Genomic DNA, 21,618 nt, shown 5'->3' on the forward strand with positions numbered 1-21,618 from the left:
GCCTCGTCTCCACCTCCGTTCCGGAGAAGTTCCTCCATTGGGAGGTGCCTAATTTCGCACGATCACTATGCTCGAACAGATTCGATCGTTTTGATCCTAGATATCCCGTAGCGCCATGGTCGGATGCCGCAGAAGTTTCACTTTAAGGGCGAGTACCATGATTTCTCCACCTCATCACTGAAGCACCCCTGCCAAATCAAACTATCCGCCACAGGGGCCACTGACGCGTTTCACGTCTCACTGCCTGTAGTTTCGACAAGGATCGAATTTGGGAGGGCTCATGTCAGAAACCAACTTGGAGAACCCGGCCGGTCGAGTGTTTATGCTCCTCAGCCATTGTTTGGAACTGTCCGCGGGTACCCAGTCGATCCTGTACGGATGGTCGACCTACTTTGGCCTGAACGGAGAGTACAGCCCTCAGTTTGCCGAATACGCAGCGGAGATGTATCGGCAACCGGCCCTCGCGAGGCAGGCGATTCAGGATCTGGACCACTCCCCCATATCTCCGGAGATCTTGGCCAAGCCGTTGGATGATGCTGAGACCATTCTCGCAATGGTTCAGTCCCCACGAGATCCAATGCACTCGATGCAAGAGAGAATCCGGAACACCGGGGTCCTCTACGGGCTCAGTGTGTGCAGTGATGTTCTAAGCAAGACACATCATGCTCGAGCCCACGTCGATAAACCGGTTCTCCAAGAAGCCCTTGCTCTGGTCAACGCGCTTGTCCAGCTGGTGAGGCAAAATGAAGCGCTTTCTGCAGGAGCGAAAGAAACACTCCTCAACCACTGCTCCAGGCTGCAGCATGCGATCTGGATGGTCGACATACGCGGGTCCGAACCGGTCGTGAACGAAAGAGACCAGCTAGTCGGCCACCTCGTCCTCAACCCCAACCAGAGTGCCGAGATCGCCAAACAACCCGAAATCAGAAGCAAATTGAGATCCCTGGTCGCCGCAGTGTCGAGCATTGTAATCCTGACAGGGGCCCCTGTTGCAATCTCCGCAAACGTCCAAACCGTGATCGAAATGCTAAGCGTCGATACGCACTCAAGTATCGAGGCACCTTCCGACGACACAGGGGATCAAGCCATTGTGATTGAAACAAACGCGCAACCGTGAGGCGAGTCAGTTGAAGGTCAAGATCGTCAACTACCGTTGTGATGGGGATGGGGTTCGATCTCATCATCACTGAGATCGAACCCCTTACCTATCTTTTGCGGACTGCCTTTGCCGAGATCACCTTCGGGCACTTCACTCAGTTCGAGATCAGGTCAGAAATGGGTAGCAGCGACCTCAACGACCACAAGCCCCCGACTTCCGTATTCGAAACACCCCCTGGCCTCATAGATCTCGCGCTGGGCCGTTATTCGCCTTGATCAGTAACTGTGCGACCTGGGGCTCCATTGCATACGCGTCGCCATCCCAATCCCACAGGTAATGCCACTGGCCTCCTGAGTGCGTACTGTAGACCGGTAGATCTGCTCGGCGGATTGCTTTACCTACGCCGCCAAGGATCCCCGCGATTCCAGATTTACCTTTTGGGTGATTGAGATCGCGGGCTATCTTTTCTGCTGAAACGAAGGCCGTGGCCTCTTTCGCCTGCCTGGCCAGGTAGATCAGGACACTTCGACCAGGGCCTGATACCTGAGCCCACAAGCGCTCAGCGACCACCTGCGCCTCATCACTTAGAGCCCACTGCGGAACTTGTCGCGAACTTATCACCGCCGGGAAACTAGTATCGGCTGGCTCTCCTGCAAGGAATTCGCCGAACCTGATATAGAAGTCTTCTACGCGATTCTCTGGAACATGAACAGTAATCTGGTGCATCAAAAACACTCCTTAAATATGTTAGAACCTATCTTGGTTACACTCTCATGATCATCGGAAATAATCAAGCTATCTTGCGAGCTGTCTTGAAAGGTGAAGTGCTCCAGCTTGTCCTTGCCCAACGCGCGCGAATCTCGACCACAGCGAAAACCGACGAAAATCGAAAAGGCGATCAACTGCACCACCTCCGGGAAAGGTCACAGATACCACCCACGCCGAGAGTCCGAGCCTGGCGAACAGTTGTGCAGGCGGCTCCGGCCACCAACGCCTCCGGCCGCCGCTTGACTGCTCACGTAAGGCGAGGTGGTGTGCCGTTCGGAATCGGACTCGTGGACACAAACCGCTCGGCAAACGATGAGCTGGATAGCATTTGGGGAACGGGGAACGACGGTGACTAACTACCGAATTGCAGCCCGAGCACCCCGCGCGACACGTGGCCCAGCCTGAAATATAAGCGACTTACATTCAAGGCGATAGTCCACCCTCGACATTGGTCCTAGGTGTCCAGCCCATCATCGGTCGACTCGTCGTCTACGAACTCGGCCATGACACTTCCAACCAGTTCTCTGACATCGATTGCGCCAGCGGATGGGCGCGGCCGACCCTCGGCAAAAGCCAGCCGAGCGGCAGCTAAGTCAGCAAGACGAACGGCTTGAATTACAATCACGCGCCGCAGTCCCGAGGAGACTTCACCGCGCTCGTGGGCTACGGCGGCGACACGCGCGAGGGTTTCCGCACGGCGGGCGATACGAACGTCGGGGTGCTCCCGTTCCTCACGCGCATCGTCCCCCACAAGTGAGAACCGATACGCGCGGGGTAACGCGACCCGCGGCGACACAGGAGGAATTTTCTCGTTTAGAATCGCGTGATACTTAGAGCCCTCGATCGCACGAACGTACACAGAATATTCGAGCGCATCAATTGCTGCAGTCTTTTCTGCTTTCGACAGCCCCCTGGCATCCTCGGCGGGGTATAACTCCATTTCGGCGACCTCGAAGGGATCCAGAATGCGATACGCGAGAGTGTCTGTGCGCTGGCCGCGAAGGTGCCGCCCCACACGTGTGCCGAAGTCCTCCCAGGTTTGCCCAACATAAATCGGCTCACCGTCATAATCGTAGAACGCGTACACACCAATGCACTTATTGAGCGCCTTACCACTGTCCAAATCGACAGTTGCTAGCGCATCAGACAAACGCTGACGGAACTGCTGCACAAATTTGGTCGGCATGGATCGCTTTGATGGTGGTTTACCCTGAGCATCGTTGTATGACGCGATGCCACGACTACCCACGGCGCACCTGAGCCATATCAACGTCGCGCGTAACGAACTCTCCCCGAACGAGAGGCATTAGATAGTGCTCCGCCAGCCATGACACGGCAGGCACAGCAACGGCATCGCCGAATGCAAACAGGGCCTGATTGGTGCGAGCACCCGAAAGGTTGTAGTCGTCCGCGCCCATCAGACGTGCGTACTCGAGAGGAGTCATCCACCGCACCTGAAGTCGATTGTTACCGAGCTTCACCACAGCTTGCTTGGAAGATCCGCCCCGTGCTGTGCGGAGGCAACCCGAAATGTCATCAGGTCGGACCTCCCACACGGCCACACCATTTCGAGTGCGCCGGTATGCCGTTCGGTACTTCACACCCGGTGTCCGACGCATACTTGCGATTCGGTCGCGCTGAACGGGCGATAGCGAAGAAGCGAAAGCTTCCGTACGTACGGTGTCCCACCAACGCTCATCGCTTGTAGGCATCGTCTCGACAAACTCACCGAAACCCGCCAAAAGAGGGGCAGGTGGAGCAGGCAGCGGCGCCCTGTGCATCCGTAGTGTCGGGTCGCCGTATACGGCCTGTAGCCAATCCGGGCGGAGCTCTCCGTCTGGCTCGACCGTGTCTTCGGGAGGGTTCAATGCGCCCACCAGGAATAGCCTCGGACGCGATTGCGGGATGAATCTGCGCGCGTCTAGTGCAAGCACATCAACCGAGTACCCGAGCTCGTTAAACGCCCGAACAGCCGCTGCAAGGTCGTCACCACCGTGGGAAGTCGCCAACCCGACTACGTTCTCTAGGACTACCACTTCGGGGCGGTCGTCTCCTAGCTCTTCTAAGAGCCGGACATATTGCCAGAACGCGTTTGACTCACCTGCGCGAAGGCCACCTCGGGACCCGGCAAGGGACAAATCGGTGCATGGTGAAGAACCCCAAGCTAGCTTCGCATCGCGAGGCAATTGGGCAACCTCGATCGCCCCTATGTCGCCGAGCGTGAAGCTGTGCTCTTCGCCGTCCACATCTTTGAAGTGGTTTCGATACAGGTCCCACTTGTCTTGCTCATAGTCATTCGACCAAGCGACGCGGAAGCCCGCTTTCTCTAACCCCATGCGCGCAAGGCCAATCCCCGCAAAAAACTCGAGGACCTTAGGACGAGCAGACGCTATGTTGACGATTTCAGGCACAGAACGACCATAACCGCTGCCACTGTCATCCTTCACTGCACGCTCCGAAGATCCGAGCCGAATCGCACTTGAAGTCACTTCCGTTCGCCCAATGGATACCGTGAAGCCAGCGGTTCAAAGACTACTGGCCTCAGCGACTGCCGCATCCACTACCGATTCCGTCAACTGCTTGTTCTTTGCTACTCGATCAAGGCTCCACTCCTCCGCCGCAGCAATTGCGGCCGCGAGAGTCTCGACTTTCGCCAAGGTTTCGATAACTTGCTCTCGAGAAGGGACATCACCAGCGGCGGCAAGCCTGGCGAGCTGCTTCGGGCTATATATTTGGGCGCCAAATTCCTCAGTCGCCCAGTAAAGACTCACGTAGTACCTGAAATTTGCTCTCAGCACGGCGTCTGTCTCGCTCAGAAGCAATGAGTCCACCATCTTTTGAACCCTGGCAATCCACAGGTACACGTCCAAAGGAAGGGCGGAGCTGAAAATATCCTTGTAGTCAGCATCCCTGTTTAGGAGAGTGGTTGGGCGGGCGCGGGCGTCATTGGGCCGCCCCAGGCCGATTGCCATAACCGCCTGACCGAGCGCTGGTATGCCAATGATTTTATCTGCCGGCTTGCCATGGTTCTTATAGAAATTTTTCCTGCGGTCGTAGAACCATCCACGGCCAAGGAAGTGAGCCTCTATCTGGCGATGGATCTCTTCGGTCGCGTGAAGAGATGCGTCCGGAACCTTCGTCTGACTGTTGGTCGCGCGTATGATTCTGTCCCGTGCCGCTTCATCTTGCGTTTTGATGACACGCACCTGCACGGCACGACCTGTGTTCAGGGTATTGCCCTCCCCCGCAGAAGCGACCGCTGTGTGGATCCTATGAGAGGTCTGCATGCCGTTCACGATCTGCACGCCGTCGAGCGTAAAGGTTTTGGCCCCTCCAATCGTCGCCTGTGAGCAGAGGACAGTCACACCGTTGTTGAGCCACCAAAAATCGTCGCCGTTGTCTGTTTCGAGTGTGGCCTGAATCTCACGGTTGACGCTTACATCTCCCTGAAAATCTCGAACGTTCCAGTCAAAGATATGCGGTCGCAAATTTCCGCGATCGTCCGAAAGGAACTTGTGATAATTCGCAAGAGTTACCAGCCCGATATATGACTCCCCTTTCGTCACGTAATCCTCGAATTGAATTTGGAGGTCATACTCCGGTGTAGCGCTAGCTTTTTCCCAAAGCTCGCGCGCACCGATCAAGCTCGCACTTGCGGAAGCGTTCGGCACTTTTTCCTGAAGCAGATTCGCCAAATCCGTCGATTTCTGCATAACCGGGGGACCCGCGGTGGCCGTGTCTCCACGCGTCACATAGTCAAAATGGAGGGAGATCTTCGGGGCGCGAGTGAGAAGCTTCTTCCATGCATCGGTGAAAAGGCGTACCCGTCCAATCACCTCCGCGGAATACAGAACGAGCAGCTCCTCATCGGTACTCTCGAGACTCAGCAATCGCCGAAGAGATGACTCGGCTTTGTCGAATGCCGTTTCCGTGAAGGACTCCTCCCTCTTGGCCTGGATGAAATAGCACTCCAGTTCGGCGCCCTTACGAATCTTGCTTACTTGGGCATCTTGGTCAAAGATCTCCGAATCCTCATCGAGGAGGGCGTCATCCAGGAATGTGTAGACCGCATCGATGCCGCCATCCTTGCCGCCGCCAATACGGCCGGTCTCGATCTCCTCCTCGCTGAGATTTCGTTCCCGAAGCATTGTCTCAGCGGCGAACAGCTCAAAAGCAATATCGTCTGGGTAAGGCACTGCTCGAGCCGATTGGGCTTCGTGAACCAAGTGGTCGATGAGGCTTCGTTCGTTACTTGACATGCGGTCCCCCCGCTAAAAGTGGTCGTTATGGCTCGTAGCTTACGGGCTTCTCACCATGAAGCGAGGTTAGATTTGCGCAGAACGACTACTCCAACAAAAACGTGCCTGCAAGGACCCCATGTACTTCCATATCGCGCATGCCGACGGAAAGACGATCGATGTTCATGGGACTCATTACCTAGGAAGCCTGCTCTCAGTGATATCTCCGCCTCGAATTCAAAGTGCCCTCTTTCAACCCTACGGATCTGAGATGTCTCACCACTCCCCGGCCGCCGAGGTTGAGCGCGGCGCAAAGCGCCTCGCAGGATTCTGACAGCTAGGTCCCGCAAGACTATGAGCGATTTTCCGCACGAAAGCTGCGTTACAAGACATAGAAAGATGCGTAACTGGTCGACTCATCGGGTAAGCGCGAGTCTCAACTAGGCAGAAATCCACGGAGCGCCAAAAGCAGGATCTCCAAGCCGCCGGGGTTCGACGTTACGACGTCGATATCGACCGGGCTGTTTCGGATGCGCGTGCTTCTCAGCCTCAGTTTGACCGGGCGATTGCCGCTACCTAGGCATGTCTCGGGCCGCTCTCTACCCTCGCATCCGAGCTATGACACAGCCATTCCTTATTTCAGTCCACCGAATAAAGGTGCCTCAGTCTTCCTTATGCGACTGAAGGATGAGCGCTGGAGGCAGATCAAGCAACAACCGACCATTCGTAACGAAAATTTGCTCGCGATAGGTCGTCGCGAGCGAGACATCAAGCCGGGCCGCTTCGCTCATGTTGAGTAGTTGAAGCCCAGTGATCAAGGCATGGTTCCGCGATGACGCATAAGCAATCATTTGGTCAGGGAACGCCTCTTCAATTCTGAGATCCGGCCCCAAAAGGCGCCAAGCATTAACTATAAGAATTGCTTTGGCCTCGTTGCCGTTCTCGATCTCTATCGCGCTCCACTTCTCGAGCTGTGCCGCATGCTTCTCCGACGCGCTCTTTGTGACTCCTTTGACCTCGACGACAATCTGGCCCTCGTCACACTCCATCCTCAGATCCCCGCGTCCAGGGGCTACCTCAAGAGCCCTAAATCCTATGGATTCGAGTGCGTCCTGCACCTGCCGCTCGAGCACACTATCTGTGGCGGAGATCAGCAACTTCCGGCGCTCGTCCTCGGCCTGCTCTCCTCGAATCCTTTCTAAATCGTCCTGAATCGATGCAAGGCGCTCCTCAAGGCTGGTGATCGCTGGCGCTCGCGCCACCTCTGACGCGAGCTGGTAGTGATCGAACCACGCAGGTCTGTCTTCTTCCTCCACGCTAACCAGAGCATTTACATAGGAGATGAGTTGGTTTAGCGGTTCGCCGCCGTCCGACTCATCCGGATCGAAGTGGCTCGGTGACGAGAACGCAGGAAGGACGACCACGTTTCCGCCACTTACCGTCTGCTCAAGCGAGGCTATGACGAGGTCAGTTCCAGTGACTGTTCCGAGGGCACGGCCCGGATAATTGGTCAACGTTGCTCTATAGCTCCATCGTCCCTGAGTCGACCGAAGCAGATCCCCGAATCGACTGTCGGCGGCCGAAAAATTTGTTCCATGGCCCAACGAGGCACCGAACTCGAACGGTAGGGCCCTGAACAGACCAACGGGCTCCACGATGTTGGTTGTTTGTCGATTTCTACCCGTGCCAGAGAACTCTTTCTTCCCGCTATTCACCCATATGTTCCGATCTGCATCGGCGAACAACACCAAGGTGCGGCCGAGCTCGAGAAACTTCGTCAATTCAATTCTTCGACGTGCGATCGCGCGGACCAAACTAACGGATAGAGACTCACTGAGGGCGGGATCTCCCCGATAATCGTGGCCCGCGGCGAGCATGCGTTTATAGGTGCCGAAGCAATCCCACAGGACTACGTCATAGTCGAAGAACGATGCAGAAGATTCGAATTTAGCTTCCTCATGACCGAGGACACCAAAAGTCGGATCGATAAAAAGGGCTTCCATGAGACGATGATGGCGCCATGTCATGTTGAATGAGTCGCTGATTAGGCAAATCTTCACGAGATGCAGAACTGGACGGATAAGACGCGAACGTCCAACGTGTCGTACGTTTCAACTAATTCTGGTAAGTGACATCGAACCCTGCCGCCGAGGAAACGTCCACGGGTGCTGGCGACCAACCCTTGGTCTCGCTTGCCAGCTCCTATTTCACGGACAAAGCGTCCGGTGGGGGATCCCGTATCGGACGCGATCCAATACCGGCGATATTGTTCGATCGTGAACTTTGCTGTTGATGAAACTTGGTACTGGCTTCGGCGACTAGTGGATCTCTTAGAAAGAGGCCCGAATCCTCGCGACGACATGGCCGACTTGTGGATTCCAATTGTCGCCGCAGTTGGAAGCATCCTTGTGGCACTTGTTTCGGCGATCATCGCAATTCGGAGCTTCCAGGTCGCGAAAGCCTCCGAGGAAGCTCGGAGGCTTTCGGAGCAGAGACGGGAGCGGATAGAACAAGAGCGACGCATCGATGATGCGCTTGTGCCCGTCCTTCATCTCATCGGCCGGCAATTCCCGGCTCTCGACGAGTGGTACAGGAAGGCGGAAATCGTGGAAAGAAGGAGCCTCACAATCCCAGGCACGTGGGACTTGGACTACCCGCCTCTCCCAGACCTGTCCGAGCTACAGGCAGCTTGTTACGCCGTGCGACTTCACGCCAAGTCCGAACGCGAGCAAGCGGTCAGCGAGGCGCTTTCGCACGCGATGACAGTCCTGCCAAACTCCGGATACCAAGATCGCCGTCTCGCGTTGCAATTGATCATGGACAACATCAGGCGATGGCGCTCTGCGGGATTGCTGGGCGAACGCTCCGTGATCGAATCGTTTAGAGGAATCGAAGAGAGCGTTCGACCAAAGTAGGTCTTGATCTCCGTGATGCTAAGCCCAGGTGGCGTCGACTGAATGGGTCGGGGGGCCGATGTCCTTGTAATGCTGATGCCGGAGCGCGGCGTATTCAACGTCGTGGGCGAACAAAAACTCTTCCAGCGGGAATGGGCTTCACACTCCCAAACCCAGGGGTGCGGGGGCCACTGTTTGTAGCCAATGTAGCTCCGCTGATCTGATCAAACACCGCAATGGCTGGCTGCGACGAGCATGGCCATGGACTGCCCATCGACTGGCCGACGAGATCGACCGGTCCGGATGAATCGACCTTGATCGCTGGTGCAACATCGCCGACCAAAACCGCCCGGGATATGTCCGCCGGTGCTCGCATGCTACCGTCGTGGCCGCGCTGGTCGATGACCATCGCCTTTCAGCCCTGCAGCGCTCGGCTCCCCCTAGCGGAGCCCCCTCCCGGACCACTGTCCGTTCTCCCCAGGGCGGTAACCATCAAGTTGTCCACAGAAGGGTCATCCGTTGCTTCCGATCGCGGACGGAAGGTGACGATGGGGCCATGGATGCAATCACGCTTCGCAGCGAATATATGGCCTTCGTCTACCGTCAGAAGCTTGGCCCCGACTGGTCTGCGCGAGATCAAAGCACTCTCGAGGTCACGATTGACATACTCGACGACCTAATGGCTGACTATCACCGCGGAGCGACAGATCAATGACTCCACTTTCAGATTTCGGTGAAATGTCCGCGAGCGACACACTACGTTCACGCGAATGGCACCCACGGCCCTGATTGCGTGACCGAACGGCCATCAACCTGGAGGCCACTATTCAATTTTGCACACCCAATTTGCTTGACTCTGCCGTTGCGTCAACTGGGATGGTTGCAGATATGGGAGAGAAGGGAGCACGCATGGACGAGTGGCCGATCAAAGATGTGGCCCGCGCGACCGGGCTGACCAGTCGAACGCTTCGGCACTATGAGCAGATCGGGTTGCTGCGGCCCTCGCGGGTGGCGAGTAACGGGTATCGGTTCTATGGGGATGCGGAGCTGTCGAGGCTCTATCGCATTCTGTCGTTGCGTGCGCTTGAGGTGCCCCTGGCGGACATCCAGATCGCGCTTGGTGACGACGCGTCGCTGGCCGAGACGATCCGAGTCCACCTCGCGCTTCTCGAAGAGCGCAGAGACCGAACGAATCAGCAGATCGCCGTCGTCAGGCAAACCCTGGACGCGGTGCAGAAAGGACGCGAGATGAGCATCGAAGAGGTATTCGCGGGCTTCGACCCGAGTCAATACGAGACCGAAGTGCGACAGCGCTGGGGCGACGACGCGTGGGAGGACAGTGCGCGGCGCCGAGACCAGATGACGGAGGACGAACGGCGAGCCGACGATGCGCGCAGCCTGGACGTGAACGCTGCGCTGCGGGCGGCGGCCGAGGCAGGCACAGACCCGGCATCGGAGGCCTTTCAGGCGCTGGTCGGGAGCCACCACCAGTGGGTGACTGAACAGTGGAACGGGCGGAAGCCTGATCGGGACTCGTATGCCGGGCTCGCCCAGCTTTACGTCACCGACTCACGGTTCGCTGCGACATACGGTGGCCAAGACAATGCCGAAGCCATCCGCGCCGCGATTCAAATTTGGATCGGAACGAATTTGGATTAGAGCATCGGGAGGGGCGAGGGATGCGAGACGACCGGCGCACAAATCGGGACGGCGCGGGCGGTCTCGGATGGTGTGAATGACGCATACCTGGCCGACATCATCGTTGACTCCGACGGCGGCCGGCGCCCGTCCACTCGGTCAACCTCTCTCGATTCTGCGAGCTCGCTCGGCCGCATCATCGGCAGCCACATAACCTCCGACGAGTCCGGGACCGATCGTGCCGCCGGCGCCGGGATAACGGGTGCCAAAGAGGTTCGCGGCCGTGTTGCCGATCGCGTACAGTCCATCGATTGCGTTGCCGTCGACGCCCAACACCCGGGAACGCTCATCCGTTTGCAGCCCGCCACACGTTCCTAAGTCACTGAGGACGATCTTTACGGCGTAGAGGCGGCGTGGATCGAGTGCGCGGAGGTTTGGGTTAGGCGAGATGGTTGGGTCTCCGTAGTAGCGGTCGTAAGCGCTCTGTCCGCGCATGAATTGCTCGTCTACGCCCGCGGTTGCCGCCTCGGCGAAGCGCGCGGCTTCATTGGAGAAGGATGTCTCATCAACGCCCATTTTTCGGGCCAGCGCTTTCCAGGAAGTCGCGTTAACGGCGATTCCTTGCTCGTACCAGGCCTTCGGGAGCGGCATATGGGGAAAAACGCTCCCTCCGAGGAGGTAGCTGTTGCGGTATTCCTGGTCGAAGACCATCCACATCGTGCCTACTGGATCGCCGGTGCGTTCCCGGTGCAGGATGCGTTGGCCGAACGACATGTAGTCCACCGCTTCGTTGATGAACCGGCGCCCGTGCCGATCGATCATGAATGAGCCAGGAAGGGAACGTTCGGCCAACATGACCGTGGGCGCCCTGCCCGCCAACGGCGCGAAGGCGGGGAACCACCAAGATTGGTCGAGCAGCGCTGTGCTACCGCCGACGGCAATGCCCGCTTTGATGGCGTCGCCGGTATTGCCGCTACTTCCGAGACTCCAGTCCTTCAGGTGTTTGGATTGGTGTCGTTGACGCCAAACAAGGTCGTGGTCGAAACCTCCGGCAGCTAAAACAACGCCCGCTCGCGCATCTATTTCCTGTTCTTGACCGTCCCTGCGCACGAGGATTCCGGATACACCGTCTTCGTTTCGATGCACCTCCAGCAATTCTGTGTTCCGCCACACGGGAATGTTTGCACGGAGCACTCCGTCGTATAAACCGGCCGCCAGAGCTTGGCCCCCCGCAACGTAGCGCCGCCCAATAAGAAGTCCGCCAACGCCCTGAATCGCTCGCCATGCTGCTACCGCAAGCCCCCTGACAGGGATCTTCACCATGAGGTTGAGCCACTTATAGTCACCGCCCGTAACGGCCATTGGGACCGGTGCCGACATCACGGATGGGCGGAGGTCGGCGCGATGAGGACCAAGGCGCGCGGCGTCGAAGGGACGACACTCGCAGCTGCGCCCCGCGGCTGACCCACCGGATACTTCGGGGTGATAGTCCGAATACCCCTGCGCCCAGGTGAATTTCATTCGTGTCATCCGGCGAAGCATGCGAACCGTGTCGTTGCCCGATCGCACGTATTTCCGAAGCTTCGCTGGGGTGCTTGTTTCACCGACCAGGGTTTCGAGGTATCGGTCCGCCCGCTCTACCGTGTCGCCTGCGCCTCGCGCCTCAAGAATCTCGTTGGCAGGGATCCAGAACGCGCCCCCTGATCGGGCGGTTGACCCACCGATCAGATCGGTCTTCTCAATGACGAGAACCTCGAGGCCACGTTCATGGGCGGCCAAGGCCGCAGCCAAACCTGTGCCCGAACCGACGATGACGAGATCGAATGTCTTACGCGACTTTTCCGTGAGCATCGTTGCCTTTCCGCCACGGCCTCAATGCCCTGGCGATCATTCAAAAAGGGATTAGCGCCGGCCGACAGCTGAGTCAGGTTCGCGGTGTGAAGGATAGCTGCGCCTCGTCGTGCGACCGGCACCGGACGCGGGATTCGATTCCGTCAGCTGAGCGAGAAATGTGTTCTGAACGGCCTGCTCTTGATAGGTGGCAACGTTTTTGACGCATTCAGGGCACCAGTGGCCCGCCGTGAGGATCAGCCGCGGGCTGCCTGAGAATTCGTGGCCCTCCGCGCAACGCCACGCCAGCTGCGTTGCGCCGTCACCTGTGACAACAGCGTCTGGGGGTGTCACTAATTCGCCGCCACGGTGACCCGCCACCCCTCGGTAATCTGATGTTGACCACGTGGACGGAGATTTTGTTTCGTCGTAACCGTGGTCAAGAAGCGTGGGGGTCCGATCCGGTCGGACGGGCCAGAACGTTTCCCACCCTCCGATGCGTTCCCATTCCTCGCGGCTGCCGAAGTACGCTGCGATCTTCTCCTCGTCGTTATCTCGAATGAAACCCATGGTGCCGCGGTGTTTCAACGTGAGCGGTTTGAGGACGAGGTTCTTCACGATCCAGGCCGGTACTCGGCCGGCAACCCGAAGGGACGGGTTCGCGCGGATCGCTCGCGCCAATGCGTCTTCGAAGCTGTCCTCCCGAAACGGAATCAGATCATTGAGTCGATCAGAGTCGACATACCACTGCCCGTGGAAATTTCGCGTCGCGAACCACTTCCGCTCGTACCATCTCTTCACATCGGACACACCTAATGCGCGCGTCATACGAGTCTGCAGCTCCCAGTTCGTGAGTCGCCAGCCTTCCCCGCCGCCGATATTGAAGACGCCACCCCAGAACTCTTCCGGAACGTCCGGACCACAGGCACCGACCATCAACCGCGATGCGTCCTCGACGGAGACCCATTCCATGACACCGTCGAACGGTGAGTGGGTCATGATCGGATCGCGGATCTCGAGTACCCCTGGGTGGAAAATGCCCGTCTGGCGCACCCACGCCCATTTCGGTAGCCCTGAATCGACGAGCATCTTTTCAGCGATGATTTTGCTCTGTCCGTATTCGTCGTATCGGGCGACACGAAGCGGGTCACCCACCCGCCCCCAATGGTGCGGCGGGTTACGGTCACCCGTCTCTGCGATCGAGCCGACACCCACCACCCCGATTGCTTCAGGATGTGGTTGGGACTGCACCGCGCGAATGATGTTCGCCATGCTGCCGACGTTGACCCGGTGGGCCAGCTCGGGATGATCGTCAGCAAACGGAGAGACAACGGCCCCGATATGCAAGACAAAATCCGCACCGCGCACGCAGGTCTCGACATCGGAGTAGTTCGTGAGATCGCCAAAGACGACCTGAAGGTTGTCCATGTCTTCGTACTCGCGAATAACAGCGACGTCTTTCGGAGAAGGGAGAACGAGGGCCACAACCTCGAAGTCATCGGCCCGCTGCCGGAACTCGTCGAGAACCCGGCGACCCCAGTTGCCTGCCGCTCCGGTGAGAAAAACTCGAGTGCGGCGTTTTCGCCCGGTAGTCATCGACATCGTTGCTCCCTTGCATGCACACGCCAGGTAGCGCGCGCTAGTAAACTGCCCTGATGCTAGCCTGGAGCAGCTAGACCGCGCAAGCGATCCGCGTCAGGAAGGGGGCTCCGTGGACACACAAACTGACACAGGCAAAGCGTCCCGTCGCGTCACAGCGAAGGACATCGCCACCTCGCTGGGCGTCTCACGCGCGACTGTCGGCTTCGTGCTCAACAACACCGCCGGCCAGACCATCTCAGAGGCAACCCGTCGGCGAGTGATCGCCGAAGCTCATCGGCTCGGTTACCGGCCACATTCAGCCGCACGAGCCCTCGCAAGCGGGCGCACCAACACCGTGCTGCTCATACTTCCCGACTGGCCGATCGACTTCAGCGTCCGAAACAACATCGAAGAAGCATCGAACGCGCTGGACGATGCCGGTTACACGCTCTTGATTACGACCCCCCACGACTCAGGGCGCGCCCGCCCCCTCTGGGAGACAGTCGACTTAGATGCAGTGATGGGCTACTTGCCGTTCACGCCCCAAGCCATCGAAGCGATGCGGGCCGCAGGCGTGACCCGGATCGTTCCAGACCCCGACACGCTCGCCCCGCCTTATGACGAGCCGGGCACCACCATGCAGGTGGAGCACCTCGCTGATTTGGGGCACCGCGCATTGGCCTACGCCGACACGGCCGATCCGCGTCTGACTACTCTCGGTCAAGAACGATGGGCCGCGGCTCAGCGTGCAGCGGAAACGGCGGGCTGCAGCATCGAACGGGCGGCGATAGATCTGGACGATGAGTCAGCCACCACCGCAGTACTTTCTTGGCGGGCAGCCAGTGTAACGGGCGTCCTCGCCTACAACGATGATGTGGCTGCAGCACTCGTGGGAGCAGCGCTGCGTGCGGGAATCGACATTCCCGGTGAACTGTCGGTCATAGGTCACGACGACGCCCCAATTGCCCGCCTCTTCGAGCCGCGCCTGTCGACGATCCGCCTCGACACCGCTGGCCTCGGCCGACAGCTCGCGGCCCTGACAATCGCCAGCATCGAAGGTTCCGACACTGCCCCAGCCGAGCAGGCGACCCCCACGGTTCAGCTCATCGAGCGTGACTCCACACGAGCGATTCCCGCGGACAAGCGGTAAAACGCACCCCGTGCCACTTCGCGACTGGCACCAGAGAGCGCGCCGCGTAACCGCCGACGCCGGGACTTCGGCATCCTCAGTAATTCGCCTGTATAACTTGCGCGCGCTAGTTGGGGTCGCTAAGGTCACGTGTACTAGCTCGCGCTAGCCGCTATCGATGAGGCCTTCCTCGCCGGATAGCCCCGATCGATCCCGACAATGGAGTCTTCAATGGCGAAACAACCAAGCGACGTCCCGGCCGCTAGCCCGATCCCCCCGCAACCGATCCCCAGCACTCCCCCAACCGCCACTTTCCCACCGGTTGAGGATGTCAACGGCGCCTCTGGGGCGGGCAGCCCGGCGGAAGAAAAGGTGAGCTCGCTCTACATCTGGCTGCAAGTTCTCGGGCAGTTCGGCGTCTTCGTGGCGTTCATCACGCCGATCGCCATCTCGCTCTCGATTCGCCTCTCTGAGCTCGCCCCCGGCCGGGAAGAATACCTTGGCTACATCACCGGTTCCGGCGCCCTGGTAGTGATGCTGACTGGGCCACTACTGGGAACTCTCAGCGACCGCACCCGAACCCGCCTCGGCCGCCGACGCCCGTTCATGATCGTCGGAATGCTGCTCGGTGTCATCTCGCTCATCGTGATGGCGCTTGCTCCGAACCCGATCATTCTCGGGGCGGGCTGGATCCTCGCTCAACTCGGGTGGGGTCAAGTGCTTGGCAACCTCCAAATCTCCATGGCGGACAGGCTCCCGGAAAGCCAGCGCGGCAAGGTGGCCGGACTCACAGGTTTCGCCACGCAGATCGCCCCCGTATTCGGTGTCGTAATCGCTGGCACACTGACCGGCAACTCGCTGTTGATGTTCCTGTTGCCCGGCGCCGTAGGCGTGTTGTTCGTAACCCTCTTCGTATTCCTCATCCACGAAGAAGACAGTCGAGGACGAACTTTCGACGAGAAACTCTCGGTCAAGAACATCCTGAGCAAATACGTTTTCAATCCCCGCCGCTACCCCGACTTCTCCCTGGTCTGGCTGGGCCGATTCCTGTTCTACTTCGGCCTCACCCTGAACACCACATTCACCGCGTTCTTCTTCGCCTCTCGCCTGGGCGTTCCCGTGACGGAAGTGGCTCCTATCATCGCGACGCTCGGCCTCTTCGGCATCTTCGCGACAACGCTAGGCGCCATTGGGGGCGGTTTCCTTTCCGACAAGCTGCGCCGGCGCCGCGTGTTCGTGTTGACAGGTGCCGTCCTCTTCGCCGCCGGCGCGATCACCACAGCTCTCGCTCCCGATGTCACGCTCCTTTATGTCGGTTCTCTCACGACGTCAGTCGGCATTGGAATGTTCGCGGCGGTCGACCAGGCGCTTCTGCTCGACGTGCTGCCCGAAAAGGACACGAGCGCCGGTCGATTCATGAGCATCACCGGTTTCGCCGTGTCGATCCCGCAAGCGGCGGCGCCGTTCCTTGCCCCCGTCTTCCTAGCAATCGGCGCCACGGCTGCGGGAGATAAGAACTACACCCTGCTCTACATCATCGCGGGTGCGATCACGATCGTGGGCGGCCTCGTCGTCCTTCGCGTACGTTCCGTTCGCTAAAGACGCCCCGCGCACTGCGCACAACTACCGAACACCTGAAGCTGCCGAGGAGCAATCGAATGTCTCTGTCCCCCACCTGGTCCGCATCGTTCATCACCCCGAGCACGTCGACTGGAAGAGCGAACGAACCCGCGTCGTATCTCCGCCGAGACGTACACGTTCGCGAGGAGCCGGTGCGCGCGACGCTGCACTCGACCGGAATCGGATTTGTCGAGCCACACCTGAACGGTGCCGTCGTTGGGGACGAGGTTCTCGCTCCAGGTTGGACGTCCTATCGCCATCGCCTCGTCGTCAGCAGCCACGACGTGACAAAGGACATTCATCTCGGTACCAACACCATCGGCATCGTGCTCGGGGAAGGGTGGGCTCTTGGACGACTGGGGTGGGAAGACAAACGCAACCACTACTCCGATCGACCCGCAGCCTGGCTGCAGCTCGAGATCGAATACGCCGACGGCGCGAAGGAGCTCATAGCGAGTGATACGTCGTTCCGCGCCGGCACCGGCGGAGTGCGCAGCAACAGCATCTACGACGGTGAAACCTTCGACGCGCGTCTCGAACCTTCCGGGTGGGACCGGCCGGAATTCGACGACAGCAGTTGGGGCGATGTCGATCTATTTGATTGGCCACTCGACACACTTGTCGAACCGATCGCTCCACCAATTCGCCGCATCCAGGAACTCGCGCCGGTCGATATCCTCAGCACTCCCGCCGGTAAGACCGTGGTCGATTTTGGGCAGAACATCTCAGGCTGGGTGCGGTTATCCGTGACGGGGGAACCGGGCACAACTTTGACATTGCGGCACGCCGAGGTGATGACCGCTGGCGAGATCGACGTTGAGACTCTGCGCACGGCTGCGGCTACCGATCGTTACACTCTGGCGGGTGGCGACACCGAAACGTGGGAGCCTCGCTTCACGTTCCATGGGTTCCGATACGTCGAGATCGAGGGCTGGCCGGGAGAGCTGAACCCAGCCTCAGTGCGGGCAATTGTGGCGCATTCCGACATGACTCGCACGGGATGGCTCGAAACGTCCAACCCGCTACTCAACCAGCTGCACTCAAATGCAGTCTGGTCCATGCGCGACAACTTCGTGGGAGTACCGACCGACTGCCCGCAACGCGACGAACGCCTCGGCTGGACCGGAGACATCAACGCCTTCGCTCCAACAGCCGCTTTCCTGTACGACGTGCGCGGGGTCTTGGGATCCTGGTTGCGCGATCTCGCCGCGGAACAACAGGAGAAAGGTTTCGTGCCATGGGTGGTGCCGGATGTGCTCTCCACCCCATCGTCGCCGACAGCCCTGTGGAGTGATGTGGCAGTAAGCCTTCCGTGGGCGCTCTTCCGCGAATATGGCGATGCCCAGATCCTCGAGGAGGCATACGACTCGATGACCACGTTCATTCGCCAGGTGGCCGATCTCCTCGATGACAACGGATTGTGGAGCAGCGGTTTCCAATATGGTGACTGGCTGGACCCGGATGCACCGGACGACAATCCGGCCGGCGGCAAAACCGACCGGCACCTCGTCGCTGCGGCCTACCTGTGTCGGACCACGCGCGAAATGGCCGAAACGGCGAGGATTCTCGGTCGCACCGTTGACCACGCGGAATTCTCGGAACTCGCCGCTCGGGTGCGTGGGGCGTTCCATGACGAGTACGTCAGCCCCTCCGGCCGGGTCGTCAATGAAACAGCCACCGCCTACGCCCTCGCCATCACTTTCGACATCCTTGACGAAGCGCAGAAGAAGCATGCTGGCGATCAACTCGCGAAGATCGTCGCAAAAGCAGGGTTCCGCATCTCGACTGGATTCGCGGGCACACCGCTCGTCACAGATGCTCTGTCATCAACCGGGCACCTCGATGAGGCCTACCTTTTGCTCCTGGAAACAGGGTGCCCCTCGTTCCTCTACCCCGTCACCATGGGCGCCACCACAATTTGGGAGCGGTGGGATTCTGTGCGCCCGGACGGCACCATCAACCCGTCCGGCATGACGTCGCTGAACCACTATGCGCTCGGAGCTGTCGTTGACTGGATGCATCGCACGATCGGCGGCCTCAATGCCCTCGAACCGGGTTACCGTCGCATGCGCATTGCCCCGCAGCCCGGCAGGGACCTGACGAACGCAACCCTCCGACACCTCACCACGTTCGGTGAGGTGCGCATTGCCTGGGCACTCGAGGATGCCACCATGACCGTCGACCTCCAGATCCCGGAGGGGACGACCGCCGAAGTCCTGCTCCCTTTGCACGCCGAGAACGACGCCATCGAGATCGGCGCAGGCACACACCATTTCGAGTATGAAGCCGACGTCGCAGCCAACCTCTCGGTATTCACCTTGGACTCCACTCTCGGCGACGTGGCTGCAGACGCGAACGCCTGGCGTCTCTTCATGGACACGTTTGGGAGCTTCTACCCCGGTGTGCCTCTGGACGGCACGGCACCTGAAGCCGCCACCATGTCGATCGCAACCATGCTCGACTACGTTCCCGGTGCCTCCGATGAATTCCGCACAGCCATTTCCAACACTTTGACCGCCGCCTCAACGGGAGCATCCGCATGACTATCGACATCAGCGCACTGACGCTTGCCCAGAAAGCCTCCCTTCTCTCCGGGCAGGACTTCTGGTCCACGAAAGCCATCGAGGAATTTGGCATCCCTTCGATCGTGCTCACGGACGGTCCCCACGGCATCCGGCGACAGGACGGCGAAGCCGATCACCTCGGCATCAATGACGCATTGCCCTCGACCTGCTTCCCACCCGCGGTGGCTGTCGGTTCGAGCTGGGACCCTGACGTTGCCGCACAACTCGGCGCCGCTGTGGGGCGGGAAGCCAACGCATTCGGTGTCGCCGTTGTGCTCGGTCCCGGGGTCAACATCAAGCGATCACCGCTGTGTGGACGCAACTTCGAGTACTACTCGGAGGACCCGCTGATTTCCGGTGTCCTCGGCGCCGCTCATGTCAACGCGATGCAAGCAGTTGGTCCCGGGGCATCCGTCAAGCACTTCGCCGCCAACAATCAAGAGCACGAGCGCATGCGGATCAGCGCCGATGTCGACGAACGCACACTGAGGGAGATCTACCTCCCCGCCTTCGAACGCATTGTCACCGAAGCCGCACCCGCAACGGTCATGGCTTCCTACAACAAAATCAATGGCGTCTACGCCTCGCATAATCCGTGGCTGCTCACCGAAGTTCTCCGCGACGAATGGGGATTCGAAGGCGCGGTGGTTTCTGACTGGGGCGCAGTTAGCGACCGCGTCGCCGGCGTAGCCGCGGGAATGGACCTCGAAATGCCCGGCAGCGGTGGCGCCACCGACCAGGCAATCGTTGACGCGGTCACACGTGGTGAACTCTCCGAAGCTCTCGTCGATGATGCGGTTCGTCGAGTCCTTGCCCTTACCGCGCGTCACCGCACATCCACCGGCCAGTTCGATGTCGATAGCCATCACGCGCTCGCCCGTCAGCTGGCAGCCGACTCTGTAGTCCTGTTGAAAAACGACGGGGACGTCCTGCCCATCAGCAATGTCTCGCGAGTAGCTGTGATCGGTTCTTTCGCCACCGAACCCCGATTCCAGGGTGGCGGTAGCTCCCACATCAATCCGACACGCACCGACGCTGCTCTCGATACCATTCGCGACCTCGCCCTTGAGCGTGGCATTACCGTCGAACATGCTGACGGCTTCACCCTGGCCGAAGACCCGGACGTCGACAAACGGCGCGCCCTCGCTGTTGAAGTGGCCGCCCGCTCAGACGTCACTATCGTCTTTGCCGGTCTCAGCGACCGCGAAGAATCCGAAGGCTTCGACCGCGAAACACTTTCGCTGCCGACAGCGCAGCTTGCCGTCATCCGCGATGTCGCCGCCGTTTCGGCTCGAACGGTCGTCGTGCTCTCCAACGGCGGAGTCGTCTCTCTCGAAGGCTGGCATGACGATGTTGACGCTATTCTCGAAGGCTGGCTGCTCGGCCAGGCAGGCGGTTCGGCCATCGCCGACGTGCTCTTCGGTGTCGTGAACCCTTCCGGCCATCTCGCCGAGACAATCCCGTTGCGGCTTCAGGACAACCCCAGCTGGAACAATTTCCCCGGTGAGCAAGGCCATGTGCGATACGGCGAGGGCGTCATGGTCGGATACCGCCACTACACGACTGCTGATGTGCCCGTCCGCTACCCGTTCGGCCACGGGCTGAGTTACACCACATTCGCAACTACCGCCTTGGTCACTGAGATCACCGGGCCAGACACCGCCACCGCTCGCGTCACCGTCACAAACACCGGTGCCCGGACCGGCAAGCACGTCGTGCAGGTGTACGTCGCAACGACGGCGGGGCCGGTGCGTCGACCGGTGCGCGAGCTGCGCGCTTTCCGTAAGGTCACACTGGAACCTGGCGAAACCCAAACCGTTGAACTCGCTCTTGATCGCCGTGCGTTCGCCTACTGGGACATCGAGCTCGATCGCTGGGTTGTTGCCCCAGGCGAATACACAGTGCAGATTGGCGAAAGCTCAGCAAGCATCTTCGCCGAAGAGACGCTGGCTTTGACCGGCGACGTGATCATTCGCCCTCTCACCATGGACTCAACAGTTGGTGATTGGTTCGCGCATCCGCGTGTCGGGCCGGCTCTCATGCAGGGTTTGACTGCCGGGATGTCTGAAGAACAGGCGCAGCAAGCAGATCAGAACCCCGATGGCCTCAAAATGGTCGAATCGATGCCGATGCAACAGTTCTTGGCTTTCACCGGTGGCGCATTCCCCGTTGAAATGCTCGAGCAACTCATGACATTGAGCTACACCACCGAGGATCAGGACGCTGTCAACGAGCTGGTCTGATGACATGAGTTGAA

At 59.4% G+C, this 21,618-nt stretch carries 14 protein-coding genes and 1 pseudogene; 8 read left to right on the top strand and 7 right to left on the bottom strand.

Going from position 1 to position 21,618, the window contains the following annotated elements; translation table 11 throughout:
- The first annotated feature begins 280 nt into the window (after positions 1-280).
- A complete protein-coding gene (locus ACUWEX_RS13795; RefSeq protein ID WP_445996614.1) occupies positions 281-1,117 on the top strand; it encodes a hypothetical protein in 837 nt (278 codons plus the stop codon).
- A 222-nt stretch (positions 1,118-1,339) separates the two neighbouring features.
- Here the strand turns inward: ACUWEX_RS13795 and ACUWEX_RS13800 are convergent, their stop codons facing one another.
- The 4 genes from ACUWEX_RS13800 to ACUWEX_RS13815 all read right to left on the bottom strand — a co-directional run bounded on the left by ACUWEX_RS13800 (position 1,340) and on the right by ACUWEX_RS13815 (position 6,126).
- Positions 1,340-1,825 (bottom strand): hypothetical protein, encoded by a 486-nt coding sequence (locus tag ACUWEX_RS13800; protein WP_445996615.1) that lies wholly within the window; start codon positions 1,823-1,825, stop codon positions 1,340-1,342.
- Between the two features lie 496 nt (positions 1,826-2,321).
- On the bottom strand, positions 2,322-3,053 hold the full coding sequence (locus tag ACUWEX_RS13805; protein ID WP_445996616.1) for a GIY-YIG nuclease family protein: 732 nt from the start codon (positions 3,051-3,053) through the stop codon (positions 2,322-2,324).
- Between the two features lie 55 nt (positions 3,054-3,108).
- The gene (locus tag ACUWEX_RS13810) at positions 3,109-4,278 is read right to left on the bottom strand and encodes a DNA cytosine methyltransferase (RefSeq protein WP_445996617.1); all 1,170 of its coding nucleotides are present in this window, start codon (positions 4,276-4,278) and stop codon (positions 3,109-3,111) included.
- A gap of 114 nt (positions 4,279-4,392) precedes the next feature.
- On the bottom strand, positions 4,393-6,126 hold the full coding sequence (locus ACUWEX_RS13815) for an AIPR family protein (RefSeq protein ID WP_445996618.1): 1,734 nt from the start codon (positions 6,124-6,126) through the stop codon (positions 4,393-4,395).
- Positions 6,127-6,544: 418 nt separating this feature from the next.
- On the opposite strand from ACUWEX_RS13815, the pseudogene ACUWEX_RS13820 reads away from it, so the two are divergent.
- Positions 6,545-6,685 (top strand): annotated as a pseudogene (locus tag ACUWEX_RS13820) (recombinase family protein); the annotation flags it as partial.
- A gap of 82 nt (positions 6,686-6,767) precedes the next feature.
- On the opposite strand, the gene ACUWEX_RS13825 reads toward ACUWEX_RS13820, so the two are convergent.
- A complete protein-coding gene (locus ACUWEX_RS13825) occupies positions 6,768-8,108 on the bottom strand; it encodes a hypothetical protein (protein WP_445996619.1) in 1,341 nt (446 codons plus the stop codon).
- Positions 8,109-8,381: 273 nt separating this feature from the next.
- On the opposite strand from ACUWEX_RS13825, the gene ACUWEX_RS13830 reads away from it, so the two are divergent.
- Both ACUWEX_RS13830 and ACUWEX_RS13835 read left to right on the top strand, forming a co-directional pair.
- Positions 8,382-9,020 (top strand): hypothetical protein, encoded by a 639-nt coding sequence (locus tag ACUWEX_RS13830; RefSeq protein WP_445996620.1) that lies wholly within the window; start codon positions 8,382-8,384, stop codon positions 9,018-9,020.
- Positions 9,021-9,908: 888 nt separating this feature from the next.
- Complete coding sequence (locus tag ACUWEX_RS13835; RefSeq protein ID WP_445996621.1) at positions 9,909-10,658, top strand: MerR family transcriptional regulator; 750 nt, start codon at positions 9,909-9,911, stop codon at positions 10,656-10,658.
- Positions 10,659-10,796: 138 nt separating this feature from the next.
- On the opposite strand, the gene ACUWEX_RS13840 is transcribed toward ACUWEX_RS13835, so the two are convergent.
- Together ACUWEX_RS13840 and ACUWEX_RS13845 are read right to left on the bottom strand one after the other, a co-directional pair.
- Positions 10,797-12,488, bottom strand: coding sequence for a 3-ketosteroid-delta-1-dehydrogenase (locus ACUWEX_RS13840; protein WP_445996622.1), 1,692 nt, complete (start codon positions 12,486-12,488; stop codon positions 10,797-10,799).
- Positions 12,489-12,539: 51 nt separating this feature from the next.
- Entirely contained in the window at positions 12,540-14,069 is a 1,530-nt protein-coding gene (locus ACUWEX_RS13845) for an NAD-dependent epimerase/dehydratase family protein (RefSeq protein WP_445996623.1), read from the bottom strand.
- Between the two features lie 109 nt (positions 14,070-14,178).
- Between ACUWEX_RS13845 and ACUWEX_RS13850 the strand changes: the two genes are divergently transcribed.
- The 4 genes from ACUWEX_RS13850 to ACUWEX_RS13865 all read left to right on the top strand — a co-directional run bounded on the left by ACUWEX_RS13850 (position 14,179) and on the right by ACUWEX_RS13865 (position 21,604).
- The gene (locus ACUWEX_RS13850; protein ID WP_445996624.1) at positions 14,179-15,198 is read left to right on the top strand and encodes a LacI family DNA-binding transcriptional regulator; all 1,020 of its coding nucleotides are present in this window, start codon (positions 14,179-14,181) and stop codon (positions 15,196-15,198) included.
- A gap of 210 nt (positions 15,199-15,408) precedes the next feature.
- A complete protein-coding gene (locus ACUWEX_RS13855; protein ID WP_079728744.1) occupies positions 15,409-16,776 on the top strand; it encodes an MFS transporter in 1,368 nt (455 codons plus the stop codon).
- A 59-nt stretch (positions 16,777-16,835) separates the two neighbouring features.
- Entirely contained in the window at positions 16,836-19,340 is a 2,505-nt protein-coding gene (locus tag ACUWEX_RS13860; RefSeq protein WP_445996625.1) for a family 78 glycoside hydrolase catalytic domain, read from the top strand.
- Positions 19,337-21,604, top strand: coding sequence for a glycoside hydrolase family 3 C-terminal domain-containing protein (locus ACUWEX_RS13865; protein ID WP_445996626.1), 2,268 nt, complete (start codon positions 19,337-19,339; stop codon positions 21,602-21,604). Before ACUWEX_RS13860 ends, ACUWEX_RS13865 begins: the two co-directional genes overlap by 4 nt.
- Positions 21,605-21,618: the final 14 nt, after the last annotated feature.

The organism is Okibacterium fritillariae (assembly GCF_052783725.1).